The sequence below is a fragment of the Streptomyces pratensis genome (assembly GCF_037137275.1).
GTDB lineage: Bacteria > Actinomycetota > Actinomycetes > Streptomycetales > Streptomycetaceae > Streptomyces > Streptomyces pratensis_B.
In genome coordinates, this window is record NZ_JBBBEN010000079.1 from 66,162 (window position 1) to 79,221 (window position 13,060).

16 protein-coding genes are annotated in these 13,060 nt (G+C 74.9%); 11 read left to right on the forward strand and 5 right to left on the reverse strand.

Going from position 1 to position 13,060, the window contains the following annotated elements; all coding sequences use genetic code 11:
• Nucleotides 1-5: 5 nt before the first annotated feature.
• From V9U70_RS09945 to V9U70_RS09960, 4 genes are all read left to right on the forward strand, one after another.
• On the forward strand, nucleotides 6-971 hold the full coding sequence (locus tag V9U70_RS09945) for an ABC transporter permease (RefSeq protein ID WP_336674202.1): 966 nt from the start codon (nucleotides 6-8) through the stop codon (nucleotides 969-971).
• The gene (locus V9U70_RS09950; RefSeq protein ID WP_336674130.1) at nucleotides 964-1,821 is read left to right on the forward strand and encodes an ABC transporter permease; all 858 of its coding nucleotides are present in this window, start codon (nucleotides 964-966) and stop codon (nucleotides 1,819-1,821) included. The genes V9U70_RS09945 and V9U70_RS09950 overlap by 8 nt, the downstream gene beginning before the upstream one ends.
• Nucleotides 1,822-1,898: 77 nt before the next feature.
• A complete protein-coding gene (locus tag V9U70_RS09955; RefSeq protein WP_336674203.1) occupies nucleotides 1,899-2,828 on the forward strand; it encodes an ABC transporter ATP-binding protein in 930 nt (309 codons plus the stop codon).
• Nucleotides 2,821-3,501 (forward strand): ABC transporter ATP-binding protein, encoded by a 681-nt coding sequence (locus V9U70_RS09960; protein ID WP_336674131.1) that lies wholly within the window; start codon nucleotides 2,821-2,823, stop codon nucleotides 3,499-3,501. The genes V9U70_RS09955 and V9U70_RS09960 overlap by 8 nt, the downstream gene beginning before the upstream one ends.
• A gap of 40 nt (nucleotides 3,502-3,541) precedes the next feature.
• On the opposite strand, the gene V9U70_RS09965 is transcribed toward V9U70_RS09960, so the two are convergent.
• Nucleotides 3,542-3,940 carry a VOC family protein gene (locus tag V9U70_RS09965; RefSeq protein ID WP_336674132.1) on the reverse strand — a complete coding sequence of 133 codons (399 nt, stop codon included), beginning with the start codon at nucleotides 3,938-3,940 and terminating at the stop codon, nucleotides 3,542-3,544.
• 295 nt (nucleotides 3,941-4,235) lie between these two features.
• Between V9U70_RS09965 and V9U70_RS09970 the strand changes: the two genes are divergently transcribed.
• The 4 genes from V9U70_RS09970 to V9U70_RS09985 all read left to right on the forward strand — a co-directional run bounded on the left by V9U70_RS09970 (nucleotide 4,236) and on the right by V9U70_RS09985 (nucleotide 6,922).
• The gene (locus tag V9U70_RS09970; RefSeq protein WP_336674133.1) at nucleotides 4,236-5,129 is read left to right on the forward strand and encodes a phosphatidylinositol-specific phospholipase C/glycerophosphodiester phosphodiesterase family protein; all 894 of its coding nucleotides are present in this window, start codon (nucleotides 4,236-4,238) and stop codon (nucleotides 5,127-5,129) included.
• A gap of 120 nt (nucleotides 5,130-5,249) precedes the next feature.
• Nucleotides 5,250-5,444, forward strand: a complete 195-nt coding sequence (locus tag V9U70_RS09975; protein WP_336674134.1) for a hypothetical protein — start codon at nucleotides 5,250-5,252, stop codon at nucleotides 5,442-5,444.
• A 76-nt stretch (nucleotides 5,445-5,520) separates the two neighbouring features.
• The gene (locus V9U70_RS09980) at nucleotides 5,521-6,261 is read left to right on the forward strand and encodes a hypothetical protein (RefSeq protein WP_336674135.1); all 741 of its coding nucleotides are present in this window, start codon (nucleotides 5,521-5,523) and stop codon (nucleotides 6,259-6,261) included.
• 268 nt (nucleotides 6,262-6,529) lie between these two features.
• Nucleotides 6,530-6,922: a hypothetical protein gene (locus V9U70_RS09985; RefSeq protein ID WP_336674136.1), complete on the forward strand. Its 393-nt coding sequence runs from the start codon at nucleotides 6,530-6,532 to the stop codon at nucleotides 6,920-6,922.
• A 52-nt stretch (nucleotides 6,923-6,974) separates the two neighbouring features.
• Here V9U70_RS09985 and V9U70_RS09990 read toward each other — a convergent pair whose 3' ends face one another.
• Both V9U70_RS09990 and V9U70_RS09995 read right to left on the reverse strand, forming a co-directional pair.
• A complete protein-coding gene (locus tag V9U70_RS09990; protein ID WP_336674137.1) occupies nucleotides 6,975-7,643 on the reverse strand; it encodes an endonuclease in 669 nt (222 codons plus the stop codon).
• Nucleotides 7,640-7,837, reverse strand: a complete 198-nt coding sequence (locus V9U70_RS09995; protein WP_336674138.1) for a DUF6480 family protein — start codon at nucleotides 7,835-7,837, stop codon at nucleotides 7,640-7,642. The genes V9U70_RS09990 and V9U70_RS09995 overlap by 4 nt, the downstream gene beginning before the upstream one ends.
• Nucleotides 7,838-7,961: 124 nt before the next feature.
• Here V9U70_RS09995 and V9U70_RS10000 point away from each other — a divergent pair, with 124 nt between their 5' ends.
• Together V9U70_RS10000 and V9U70_RS10005 are read left to right on the forward strand one after the other, a co-directional pair.
• On the forward strand, nucleotides 7,962-9,167 hold the full coding sequence (locus V9U70_RS10000; RefSeq protein ID WP_336674139.1) for an aromatic acid exporter family protein: 1,206 nt from the start codon (nucleotides 7,962-7,964) through the stop codon (nucleotides 9,165-9,167).
• Between the two features lie 95 nt (nucleotides 9,168-9,262).
• On the forward strand, nucleotides 9,263-9,454 hold the full coding sequence (locus tag V9U70_RS10005; RefSeq protein WP_336674140.1) for a DUF6381 family protein: 192 nt from the start codon (nucleotides 9,263-9,265) through the stop codon (nucleotides 9,452-9,454).
• Nucleotides 9,455-9,602: 148 nt separating this feature from the next.
• Here V9U70_RS10005 and V9U70_RS10010 read toward each other — a convergent pair whose 3' ends face one another.
• Both V9U70_RS10010 and V9U70_RS10015 read right to left on the reverse strand, forming a co-directional pair.
• Nucleotides 9,603-10,610, reverse strand: coding sequence for a PHP domain-containing protein (locus tag V9U70_RS10010; protein ID WP_336674141.1), 1,008 nt, complete (start codon nucleotides 10,608-10,610; stop codon nucleotides 9,603-9,605).
• 186 nt (nucleotides 10,611-10,796) lie between these two features.
• Nucleotides 10,797-12,173 (reverse strand): helix-turn-helix domain-containing protein, encoded by a 1,377-nt coding sequence (locus tag V9U70_RS10015; RefSeq protein ID WP_336674142.1) that lies wholly within the window; start codon nucleotides 12,171-12,173, stop codon nucleotides 10,797-10,799.
• A gap of 192 nt (nucleotides 12,174-12,365) precedes the next feature.
• Between V9U70_RS10015 and V9U70_RS10020 the strand changes: the two genes are divergently transcribed.
• Nucleotides 12,366-12,977: a hypothetical protein gene (locus V9U70_RS10020; protein WP_336674143.1), complete on the forward strand. Its 612-nt coding sequence runs from the start codon at nucleotides 12,366-12,368 to the stop codon at nucleotides 12,975-12,977.
• Nucleotides 12,978-13,060 lie beyond the last annotated feature (83 nt).

Sequence of the window (13,060 nt, forward strand, 5' to 3'; positions counted from 1 at the left end):
GGCCGATGGCGCGGATGGCGGGACGGCGGGCCCTGTTCGCCGTCCCCGTCCTCGGCCTCGTCACCTTCGGCGTCTTCGCCGTCGCCGCCGCGTCCCCCTTCGACCCGGTCAAGGCGTATGCGGGCACCGCCGGTCTCACCGCGTCGCAGGAGAACCTCGACCAACTGCGGGCCAACCTCGGCGTCGACCAGCCGCTGGTCGCCCGCTGGTGGGACTGGCTGACCTCGGCGCTCCGGGGCGACCTCGGTGAGTCCAGCCTGATGCGCCAGCCCGTCGCCGACGTCATCACCGAACGCATGGGCTGGTCCGCCCTGCTCGCCGTCACCGCGTTCGTCATCGCGATCCTCCTCGGCACCGGGCTCGGCGTCCTCGCCGCCCGCCGCCCCGGCGGCTGGCTCGACCGGTGCGTCAGCTCCGCCGCCTACACCCTGGAGGCGGCCCCCGCGTTCTGGCTCGGCCTGCTCGCCATCTGGTTCTTCGCCCTGAAGCTGGACGTCCTGCCGGCCGGCGGGCTGACCGACGCCGGCAGCGACACCGTCACGTTCGGGCAGGTCGCCTCCCACCTGGTGCTGCCCGCCGCCGTCCTCGGCGTCTCCCAGCTGCCCTGGTTCTTCCTCTACGTACGCCAGGGGGTCGCCGACGCCCTGGCGGAGGACCCCGTCCGAGGGGCCCGCGCCCGCGGGCTGAGCGAACGCACCGTGCTCCTGGGCCACGCCCTGCGCTCCGGGATGCTGCCGATGCTCACCCTGATCGGTTCCCGCGTCCCCGAACTCATCACCGGCGCGCTCCTCGTGGAGACGGTGTTCAGCTGGCCCGGCATCGCCGCCGCCACCGTGGAGGCAGCCACCTCCGTCGACTTCTCCCTGCTGGCCGCGCTCACCGTGCTGGCCACGGCCGCCGTGCTGCTGGGCAACCTGCTCTCCGACCTGCTGTACGGACTCGCCGACCCCCGGGTGGCCTTCGATGGCTGACGCCTCCCTCGCCCTGCCGGGCCGCACCACCCGCCGCGTCCGGGTCGTCACCTCCGCCGCGATCGTCGTCGCCGTCCTGCTCGCCGTGCTGGTCGTCCCGCCGCTGGCCCAGCTCGACCAGCAGGCCGTCGACCTGTCGAACAAGCTGCACCCGCCGTCCCTGGCGCACCCCTTCGGCACCGACGACGTCGGGCGCGACCTCCTGCTGCGCTGCGTCTACGGGCTGCGGGTCTCGCTGCTCGTCGGCCTGGTCGCCGCCCTCACCGCGACCGTGATCGGCACCGCGATCGGCGCGCTCGCCGGAGCCTTCGGCGGGTGGCCGGACCGGATCGTGATGCGCCTCGTGGACACCCTGTCCTCCGTGCCGCATCTGCTCCTCGGCATCTTCATCGTCGCGATGTTCCGGCCCGGCGTCTGGCCCGTGATCGTCTCGGTCGCCCTGACGCACTGGCTGTCCACCGCCCGGATCGTCCGCTCGGAGGTGCTGTCCCTGCGCTCGCGCCCGTTCATCGACGCGGCCGTCTCCGGCGGCGCCTCCCGCGGCCGGGTCATCGCGAGACACCTGCTGCCCGGCGTGCTGCCGCAGGCCGGGCTGGCGGCGGTGCTCATGGTGCCGCACGCCATGTGGCACGAGTCCGCGCTGTCCTTCCTCGGGCTCGGGCTCCCGGCCCACCAGGCGAGCCTCGGCAACCTGGTCCAGTCCGCGCGCGGTTCGCTGCTCGCCGGGGACTGGTGGCCGACGCTGTTCCCCGGCCTCTTCCTGATCGTCCCGACCCTCGCGCTGGCCGGCCTCGCCGGAGCCTGGCGCGACCGGATCAACCCGCGCCGGAAATCGGAGCTGATGCTGTGACCGACGCCCACGAACTCGCCGCCCCCGGCCAGGCGTCCCCCGTCCTCGCCGTGGAGAACCTCTCCGTACGGTTCCGGATGCGCGGCGGCCGGGACATCGCGGCCGTCAGCGAAGCACGATTCTCTGTCGCCCCGGGGGAGTGCCTGGCCCTGGTGGGGGAGAGCGGCTGCGGCAAGTCCGTCCTGGCCTCCGCGCTGCTCGGGTTGCTGCCGGCCAATGCCGCGACGACCGGCAGCGCCGTGCTCGGCGGGGACACGGACCTTCTGACCGCCGGGGAGCGCACCCTCGCACGCACCGTGCGGGGCAGGCGCATCGGTCTCGTACCGCAGAGCCCCGCCGCCCACCTGACGGCCGTGCGCACCGTCCGGGCCCAGCTGGAGGAGACGCTGCGCGAGCTGACCGGAGCACGGACGAGCGCCCTGCGGAAGGCGGCCGTGGCGGCCGCGGCCCGTGCCTCGTTCCCCGAGGGCCACCTCGACCGCTACCCGCACGAGTTGTCCGGCGGCCTCGCCCAGCGCGCCGCCACCGCTCTCGCCCTGATCGGCGACGCCCCGCTGCTCCTCGCCGACGAGCCGACCACCGGGCTCGACCGGGACCTCGTCGGGCGCACCGTCGACGAGCTGCGCCGCCACACCGACGAGGGGCGGGGGCTGCTGATCATCACCCACGACCTGACAGCCGCCGAACGCATCGCCGACCGGGTCGCCGTCATGTACGCGGGACGCATCGTCGAGATCGCCGACGCCGCGCCCTTCTTCGGCGCGCCCGGCCCCCGCCACCCGTATGCCAGGGGCCTGCTGGACGCCCTGCCGGAACGGGCCTTCGTCCCGATCCCCGGCATGCCGCCCGAGCTCGGCGCGCTGCCCCCGGGCTGCGCCTTCGCCGCCCGCTGCCCGTCCGCCGACGCCCGCTGCACCCGCGAGCGTCCGGCCTTCGCGGCGGAGCTGGCCTGCCACCACGCGCCGGCGGACCGCACGCAGCCCCTCAAGGAAGCCGCCGATGCTTGAGCTGACCCGGATCACCGCGGGATACGACCGCCGCGATCCCGTCGTCCGCGAGGTCTCCCTGCACATCGCGACGGGAGAGGCGGTCGGGCTCCTCGGCCCCAGCGGCTGCGGCAAGTCGACCCTGGCCAGGGTCGCCGCCCTGCTGCACCGTCCGGACTCCGGAACCATGTCCCTCGACGGCACGGTGATACGCGGCTGGCGGCACCGCGCCCCGCAGGAGCAGCGCACGGCCGTCGGCGTCGTCTTCCAGCAGCCCCGCCTCTCCGCCGACCCCCGGCTCAGCCTGCGCGAACTGATCGCCCAGCCGCTGCGGGCCACCGGCCGCCGCCGGGACGTCCCGGCGCGGGTGGCGGAGCTGGCCCCGCTGGTCGGCCTCTCCGACGAGCTGCTGGACCGCCGCCCGCACGCGGTGAGCGACGGCCAGCTCCAACGGGCCTGCCTGGCACGGGCCCTGGTGCTGCGCCCCAAGCTGCTGATCTGCGACGAGATGACCGCGATGCTCGACGCCTCCACGACGGCCGCCCTGGTCGCCGTGGTGGAGCGCTACCGCACGGAGACCAGCGCCGCCCTCCTGGCCGTCGGCCATGACCGGGTCCTGCTGGAGCGCTGGTGCGACCGTACGGTCCGCTGGGGCGACCGGAGCGCGCGGAACGCGCCGGCCGCGAGCGGCTGAGCCCGCCCGGTCCGGCACGACCGCCTCGGGACCGTGCCGGTCAGGGGGCGGGCTCGTCACCGCCGCTGGGCGCGCGGCTCAGGTCCACGACGCAGAAGACGTTGCCGTCCGGATCGGCGAGGACGACGAAGTCCGGTTCGGGAGGGTAGTGGTCCCAGTCGACGGTGCGTGCGCCGAGACCGACCAGCCGCCGGACCTCCGCCTGTTGTTCCTCGGCCGTGTCGGTGAAGAGGTCCAGGTGGAGGCGGGGTCGCGGCTCGGCCGGGGAGGTGCTGCGCAGCAGGCCGAGGGCCCGGCCGGAGCCGTCGGGGTGATCGAGCGTCCGCCAGGTTTCGCTCTTCCACTCCTCGGTGGCGACCAAGTCCAAAGCCGCGGTCCAGAAGGCCTCCGCGCGGGGGATGTCCGTGACACCGATGACAGGGATTCCGAGTCTCAGCATGCGTGCGAGCCTAACGGCCGGCCCCCCGCCCCGGCGGGCGTTGTTCCACGGCGCCCCGCCGCGGGGTGGCGTCAGGCCCGCGTGCTCCGGGAGGCGAGGACCCCTCAGCCCGGACGCGGGGAGCCGAGGGCGACCGGGGAAGCGGGGCCCACAGGCCGGGCGCTTCGGCCCTCGGAGGTGACCGGGGCGTGAACATCGCAGAAGGCTTGTCAGGTACCTGCCCCGATCGGGTTCTCGTGACCCCATACTCGTCGCGACCGCCCGCCCCGCCCGCCTGCCCCTCAGGGAGCCCCGTATGACCCGTCCCACCCGCCGCCGCGCGCTCACGGTCGTCCTCGCCGGCGCCGCCGCGGCCCTCGCCGCCCCCGTCGGGTCGGCCTCCGCGTCGGCCCCGTCCCCCGCCAAGGCCCGTCCTCGCGGACCGCGCCCCTTACGCCAGGCCCACGCCCACAACGACTACCTCCACCCCCGCCCGCTGCTCGACGCGCTCGATCACGGATTCACCAGCGTCGAGGCGGACGTCTTCCTCGTCGACGGAGAGCTCCTGGTCGCCCACGAGCCCGCCTCGCTCGACCCCGCACGCACGCTCGCCTCGCTCTACCTGGAGCCGCTGGCCGCCCTGGTCCGCGCGGGCCGCGGCAGCGTCCTCCCGCACCGTCACGGCTCGCTGCAACTCCTCATCGACATCAAGGCGGACGGCGTCGCCGCCTACCGCGAGGTGCACCGGCAGCTGTGGGCCCACCGCCGGATTCTCACCCGCTACCACCACGGCCGCGTCCACCCCGGGGCCGTCACCCCCGTCATCTCCGGCGACCGCGCCGCCCGAGCGCCCATGGAGGCCCAGCGCACCCGGTACGCGTTCTACGACGGCCGCCTCGACGACCTCGGCACCGCCGCCGAGTCCTCCTTCGCCCCGCTCGTCAGCGCGAACTGGACGCACACCTTCGGCTGGCGCGGTGCGGGCCCCATCCCCCCGGCCGAGCGCGACCGGCTCCGCTCCCTCGTCGCCGCCGCCCACCACGAAGGCCGCCGCATCCGCTTCTGGGCCACGCCCGACCGGCCCGGCCCCGAACGCGAAGCCGTCTGGAACGAACTGCTCGCCGCCGGGGTCGACCACCTCAACACCGACGACCTGCCGGGGCTCGAACACTTCCTGCGCACGCGCGCGGACGCCACCTCGTCCGCGTGACACACCTCTGCCGTGGAGTACCCGTTCGGCGGACACGCCAGTGCGCCGAACGGCTCCTCCGCTCCGCGAGACTGGCGGCCGAATGCCGCAGATCCGGCGCGGCGGCGGAGGAGGTTGGCCATGGTCATCTCGATCTCACTGGTGCTGTTCCTGCTGATCCTCGCGATCATCTTCCTGCGCAACGGAGGGCTGAAGGTCTCGCACGCCGTGGTCTGCGCCCTCCTCGGCTTCTTCCTCGCCGGCACGAGCATGGCCCCGACCATCCACGACGGCGTCGACGCCACCGCGGAGCTGGTGGCCGGCCTGCACCCCTGAGAACGGCTCCGCCCGCGCGCGGCCCGCACGGGCGTAGCCGTCCACGCGGGGTCCGTGGATCGCGCACAATGGGCAGATGTCTTTCCCGCCCCCCGGCCGGCACTCGGGCGCCGCCCACCACGAGTACTGCAACACCGGCCTCTGCTGCCGATGCCAGATGCGGACCTGGACCACCAAGGCGGGCAACGAACGGCTCTGCGGGCCGTGCGCCGCCTGCTGTCACGCGTGCGGCCGGGCGCCCGCGCCCCACCTGGACGGGCTCGACGGCGGGCTGTGCGCCGAGTGCAGAGGACTGTGCGGCCGCTGCCACGCCCAGAAGAGGCCCGACGGCTCCTGCGCCTGCGACCGCTGGCGGGAGAACGCCAAGAGCAACCCGCCGGGCTACGTCCTCCAGGCCCTGCCGCCTCAGCTCCTCCAGGCCCTCGGAGGCCGGGTGCCGAGCACGGTCCACGACCTCATCCACCAGGAGCTCGCCACCCGCAGCGCCGGCCTGCTCCGCGAGCGCATCGAGCGCCGCTGGAACCTGCGCTGGGCCCACGCGCTCAACGAGAAGGACGAGGACGGCCGCCGCCGCTGGAGCGCCCAGGACATCGCCGAGCAGCTGCTGCGGCCCGGCTCGTGCACCGACTCGCAGTGCGAGGACGGCTACCTGCTCACCACCGACACCCCGTGCACCCGCTGCCGGCAGCCCCTGCACCGCTTCGTCACCTCGGTCGCCGACCACACCGCGACCCCGGCGCACGCCCGCGCGACCGCGGCCGGAATCCGGCGGGCCATGCTGGAGAACCGCTCCCGCAGGAGGCTTCCGCCGCGCTGAGCCCCCCGGCGGCGCACCGGCGGCCTCTCGGACGTCGCCGTACCGGACACGAAGCCCGGGAGGGCGGGTGCGGGGGAGCCCTCATCGGTTCACCGGCCGGGAGCGGACGAGGAACCTCACCGGCTCCGCCACAGCCCCGGGTGGAGAGCCCGGCGGCCGGCTCCCCGGGGGCCGCGCTCCGTGGACCTGCCCTTTCTCCGAGCGAAAACACCGAGACAAGTGAGCGCGAGTCAACTCGACCGGACGTTGCGAGCGGGTCGCACGCCCTATGCTCGCGCCCATGGAGCAACGGGAAGTCGTGAAGCGCGTGATCGGCATCCTCACAGAGGCGCGGGAGATGCAGCGCCTGCTGGAGGCGGACCTCGAACGGGAAGACCTGGACGCGGGGGCGGGCGCGGTCACCGCCCTGCTGAACGAGACGATGCCGCACATCGCCATCCCCGACGACTTCTCCGTCGAGGACGTGGTGACCGTCGTCGGACGTGAGGTGGGCGGCGCGGTCGAGCAGCTGGTGAGCGCGTTCACCCTCGCGTTCACGATGCTGGCGCAGGTGCACGACTCCGGGCAGACGGACGTGTCCTCTGCCGACGTCCTCCAGGATCTCGCCCTGCGCGTGGAGGGAGGGGGCCCCGAGGAGGAGGGCGAGGACCCGTTGCTGTAGACCCCCGCGGTCCCGCCGGGACGGGCGCCCCCGAGGGCGGCGCCGGCCACGTTCACCGGGCCCGCGCCGCCTCCCTGACCGCGTCGACGACGTCCTGGTCGAGCGCCGCCCGCACCAGGGCCGCGGCGAACACCGCCCGGTCCCGGCCCCGGGCCGCGTCGGCCAGGGCGTCGGGGGAGGCGGGCAGGCCGAGCCGCTCGGCCCCCCGCAGGCCCTTCTCGCCGACCCAGGGGCCTGTCTCCGGCCAGACCTCCTGCACCTCGCGTACGAAGATGTCGGCGCCGGCGGGCCCCACGCCCGGGACGCGCTGGAGCCCGGAGCGCAGCACCGCGGTGTCGCCGTCCGCCTCCCGGCGGAGCCGGCGCAGGTCACCGCCCCAGGCGTCGAGGACCAGGTGCGCCCCCTCCCCGAGCTGCGTGGCGGTCCGCTCGTCGTAGCGACGGTAGCCGCCCTCGCCCAGCGCATCGACCCGCTGCTGCCAGGTCGCGTCGGCCATCCGACGCGGGGTGCGCATACCGTGCGCGAACAACGTCCGTGCGGCCGCCACGGCGACCGAGGCGCGGATACGGGCGCTCAGCAGATGACTCAGCACCAGGAGCTGGTACAGGGGCTGCGGAGTGTCCCGCAGCCGGATTCCCGCCTCCTGCGCATACGTCCGCCCGCACTCCTCCAGCAGAGCGTCGGTGATCCGCCGCGCCGAGGCCGGGGCCCGGGGGCTCATCCGAGGCCGAAGACCCGGGCGAGGAAGAACCCGGCCACCATCAGAGCGCCCACCACGATCAGCGCGGTCCAGACGCCCGGGTGCTCCCAGAGGCCGCCGTCGGGCCGCTCCTCGTGCGGTTCGCTGATGGACCCCTCGGCGGGCGGGGTCTCACTGGGAGGGTTGAGTCCTGGAGTGTTCGCTGAGACAGCCATACGTCCAGCGTCCCCCCGGTCGGCCGCCCCCGCACCCCGTCCGCGGCCCACCCGCCGCAGGGCCGTACGGACGCATGGCCGGCGGAGGAGAGCTACGACGCCCGAAATCGGGCACGGTCTAGGAATGCCCCGAGTTTCCGCCCCCGTCGTCAAGCTCGTGCAGCGCACCACCGAACCCGCAGGCGTCCAGACCCTGCGTTCCACCGCGGCGGCCGTCATCGCCTACTCGACAGCCGTCTGGGCCCTGCCGGAACCTGCTCCGCTGACCGCGCCCCTCACCGCGCTCCTGGTCGTGCAGGTCACCCTCTACGCCACCCTCACCACCGGCATCCGCCGGGTGAACTCCGTGATCGTCGGCGTCCTCATCGCCAGCGCCTTCAGCTCCCTGGTCGGACTGACGTGGTGGAGTCTGGGCCTCACCATCTTCACCGCACTCCTGATCGGGCGCGTGGTGCGGGTCAACGAGTTCGTGCCCGAGGTGGCGATCAGCGCCATGCTCGTCCTCGGCGTCTCCCAGGTCGCCGACACCGCGTGGGACCGGGTGTGGGAGACGCTGATCGGAGCCGTGGTGGGCCTGCTGTTCAACCTGGTCTTCGCCCCGCCGGTCTGGGTCAGATCGGCGGGCTCCTCCATCGAGTCGCTGGCCTTGCGCATGGGGACGATGCTCCGCAGCATGGGCGAGGAGGTGGTGGGCAGCAACCCCGTGCCCCGGGCCGCGGCACGGCTGCACGAGGCCCGCAGGCTCGACCACGACATCGTCGAGGTGGACGCGTCCCTGCGGCAGGCGGAGGAGAGTCTCACCCTCAACCCCAGGGTGAGACAAGGGCTGCTGCACCGGGTCGTTCTGCGCTCCGGGCTCGACACCCTGGAGATCTGCGCGGTCGTGCTGCGCGTGCTGAACCGCACCGTCACCGATCTGGCGAAGGCCCGCACGGAGGAGTCGCTGTTCCCGGCCGATGTGGCGGACCTGCTCCGGGAGCTCTTCGCCCGGCTCGCCGAGGCCATCGAGAGCTTCGCGGTACTGGTCACCACCCAGCTGGCCGCCGACGCGGAAGAGGCGGAGGAGCGGCTGTCCGACGCGCTCGCCCGCAGCCGCACCACCCGCGACCAGGTGGCGGACCTGCTGCTGGAGGACGTCCAGGAGCATCCGCGGCAGTGGCAGCTGCACGGAGCCCTGCTCGCCGAGATCGACCGAATCCTGGCCGAGCTCGACATCGAGGAGCGCGCCAGGCGGCTCGGGGAGGAGCTGGACCGGCGCTCGGCCGAGGCGCACGCCCGCCATCCCCGACTGCGCGCGCTCCGGCAGCGGCTGGGCAGGCAGTCCGCCTGATCGCCCCCGCCGCCCCGCGTGCGCCGCGCGGGATGCGGAAGCGGCCGGTCACTGGTTCGCTGGGGGCAGTGGTCCCCAGCGCCCAAGGAGTGGTGATGAGCGGTATTGACGACCCCGCCGACCTGGCCCGGCAGATGCGTGAGAAGGCCCAGCAGCTCGCCGAGGCCGCGGAACGTACGAGCGACCCGCAGGAACGCGAGCGGCTGGCGAAGAAGTCCCGGACGATCCGGGACCGGAGCGACCAGCAGAGCGCGATGTCCGCCGGCGACGTCTACCCGGAGAAGTAGCCCCGCCCGCACGTCGCGCGGCACGACCCGGACCCGTGCGTTCCGTCCGCCCCGGAAACCCGCCGGGGCAAAGGGGACGCACGGGTCCGGCGCGCTCGGCCCCACCGCCGGCCCGGCCAGCGGCCCGCGGGCCGCAGTCCCGCGTCGGTCAGCCGGCCCACTCCAGGAGTCGCTCCGCGCTCCAGGTCGTCACCACCCGCTCCGCCGGAACGCCGCACTCCTCGGCGCGCGCGCACCCCGACGGCTGCCAGTCGAGCTGGCCGGGGGCGTGAGCGTCCGTGTCGATCGAGAAGAGCACACCCGCCTCGACGGCCTCGCGCAGCAGCCGCAGCGGCGGGTCCCGGCGCTCCGGCCGGCAGTTGATCTCCACTGCCGTCCCCGCCTCTGCGCAGGCGGCGAAGACCCGACCCGCGTCGAACCGCGACTCCGGCCGACCGCGACCGCTCAGCAGCCGGCCCGTGCAGTGCCCGAGCACGTTCGCCTGAGGGTGGCGCACCGCGGCCTCCAGCCGCCGGGTCATCGGGGCCGGGTCCATGCGCAGCTTGGAGTGGGCGGAGACCACCACCACGTCCAGCCGCTCCAGCAGCTCCGGCTCCTGGTCGAGCGAGCCGTCCACAAGGATGTCGCACTCGATGCCCGTCAGCAGACGGAACGGCGCCCACTCCTCGTTGAGCCGCTCCACCACCGCGAGCTGCTCCCGCAGCCGCTCCGGCGACAGACCGCGCGCCACCGTCAGCCGCGGCGAGTGGTCGGTGAGAACCGCCCAGGCGTGCCCGAGCTCCGCCGCCGTCCGGCCCATCTCCTCGATCGGACTGCCTCCGTCGGACCAGTCCGAATGCATGTGGCAGTCGCCCGTCAACCGTGCGCGGAGCTCCTGGCCGCGCCGGAGTGGCGACTCGTCGGCGGCCTCCTTCTCCAGCCCCGCCAGATACCCGGGGACCTCACCGGCCACGGCCTCGCGCACCACCTGGGCCGTTCTCGGTCCGATGCCCGCGACCCGCTCCAGGGAGTTCGCGGCGGACCGCTCGGCCGCCTCCCCGGCGCCCATCGCGTCCACCGCGGCTGCCGCCGTGCGGAAGGCCTTCACCCGGTAGGCGGCGGCCTGTGAGCGCTCCAGCAGAAAGGCGATCCGCCGCAGAGCGGTGACGGGGTCCATCGGCACCTCCACCAGAAGCGTGGGCGGCCCTCCTCCGGTCGGCCGTATCGCCTGCCGCCTGCCACCAGCATGGCCGCTCGCTCCTCCGCGCGCCTCCGCGAGCCCGCGCGGCCACCTCGGCGGCGCGAGGCCGCCGAGCCGCGGTCGTGAGCGGACAGCCCCGTTCCACGGCGTCCGCCCACCGCTTCAGGAGGCGGTGTCATCGGCGTCCGCCGCCTCCCGCCAGCGCCCGGCGGCCGTGTCGTAGTCGTACACGACCGGCTCGCGCACCCCGCTCGTGCGGAACGGCCGCCCGCCGTCGTCGAGGCGGACCGTGCCGGAGAGCCCCCCGCTGCTCCACGTCAGCTCCGCGACCCAGTCGCAGTCGCAGCCGACCGTCCGGCCCGTGATGAGGAGGACCTCCGGGTCCGAGGCCGAGACGCGGTACGGGAAAGCGAGCGCCTCGATGGGCTCGCCGGAGTCGTTGCCCGGGACCGACCGCGCGACCGGGCGGGGCGCGTCGAGGTCGACGTCGAACGCCCGCGGGGTGAGCGCCCCGCCGCAGCCGGAGCTCATCCGGTAGACCCGTCCCGCGGCCGGGGACCGGCGCTCGACCACCCGGATGTGCAGCGCTTCCAGCACCACGGCGCGCTCGTCCCGGCCCTGCACGGTGATCCGGACGCCGGTCTCGCCGGCGTGCACCGCGCCCAGCTTCCGCGCCCACGACCCGGCGTCCGCCTCGACCGGGGGCGGCGGGACCGCGCTGGGCGACCGGTCGACGAGGTAGGAGTGACCGCAGCCGTTCTTCCACACCTGGTCGTCGCTGGTCCACGTGAGGGGCGTCCCCCCGGGGCCGGGCGCCCGCGAGGTCGTGGACGGACCGGGGAGCGCTCCTGGCCGCGGTCCGACGGTGTGCGGCCTCTTCGGCTCAGACGTCCCCGGACCTCCCGGGGGCGTCGCCGGGGGACCACCGCGCGCGGTTCCCCGAGGCGTCGGCAAAGCGGGCGCGCCGGAAGCCGAGGGGCCCGGCGCTCCGCCGGGGGACGCGCCCGGCGGCTGGGCCGCCGTCGGCTGCTCCCGCGGCCCCGTACCCGTGGGGACCACGAGCACGGCGAGGACGAGGGCGGCGCCGGCGAGAGCGGCGAGCGCCCGCCCGTGCCGGCGTGCCCACCGCGGCCGGGGCCCGGGGCGGGCCGCGATCGCGGCGACGTCAGGAGAAGGCGGCGGGCCGCCCTCCCCGTCGGCGGGCCTTGCCTCTCCGCTCGACGGCGGCTCCGGGGGCGGGGCCGACGGCCGGCCCGCCACCGGCCCCGCTTCCTGGCGGTCGAGGCGTTCCGCGTCCGCCAGGAGCCACAGGCGGTGCAGAGCCTCCCGCTCCTCGCCCGGCGCGCCGCACAGCCGGGCCAGCCGCTCCACCGGGGCGAACTCCGACGGCACCGTCCGCCCGGTGCAGTAGCGGTGCAGCGTCGACCCGCTGACCCCTACGCGGCGGGCCAGCGAGGCGTACGTGCGACCCGACCCCTCCCGCAGCGCCCGCAGCCGGCCCGCCAGCGCGTCGCGCGCGGACCCCTCGGCCTCACCCAAGCCGCTCGACCTCCCACAGACGTTCCAGCGCGTTCCAGCCCCCGGAGAACACCCACGTCAACGGGGGTGGGACGGTTCCAACGCGGCGCAAAGCCGTGTCGGTCTTGTCCCGGTGCGGCCGGCCGCGGAGGCTGGTGACCGTTCCCGTACGACTCCGTACGACCACCTGACCACCCGAACGGGGAGTTTTTCATGCGCACGATCCGCACCGCACTTCTGACCGCCGCGGCGGCAGGCCTGGCCGCCGCCGCCCTCGTCCCGGCGCCCGCCGCCGCGGCCCCGGCCCCGGCCCCGCCGAAGTTCCTCAGCGCCGCGCAGCTGCCCGCCTCCCTCACCCCTTGGACCGCCGGCCCGGTCCGCCGGGGACTGCCCGAAGAGGGCTCGGCGTGCACGGCCGGGATCGCCCCGGCGGCCGGCACCCGGTACCGGGACTTCCGTACCGAGCTGGACACCGGCGCCCGCCAGACCACCACGGTCGCCCCCACCGCCGCACGGGCCAGGGAGCTCGCCGCCGAGCTGCGGGCCGCCCTGGAGACCTGTCTGGACCGGCTCAGGGAACAGGAGCCCGGACTCGAGGGCAAGACCCTCTACCAGGGCCGGCTGAACGTGGAGGAGGGCGCGCACGTCTACAGCGTCGACACGTCCTACCCGGAGGTCGGCGCCACCGACATCGGCCTCTACTCGGTGGGCCGCGACGGCCGGACGGTCACCGTCGTCGAATGGGGCCAGCTGGGGGACCTGGACGGCGCACCGCTGGCCGGGTTCAAGAAGACGACGCTGATCGCCGTCGCGAAACTGCGCTGACCCCGCACCGGCACCGCACTCCGGCACCGCAGGGGCCCACCCCGCGGACGCGGCCGGTCCGCCGATGTGCGGTGTCCCCCGGG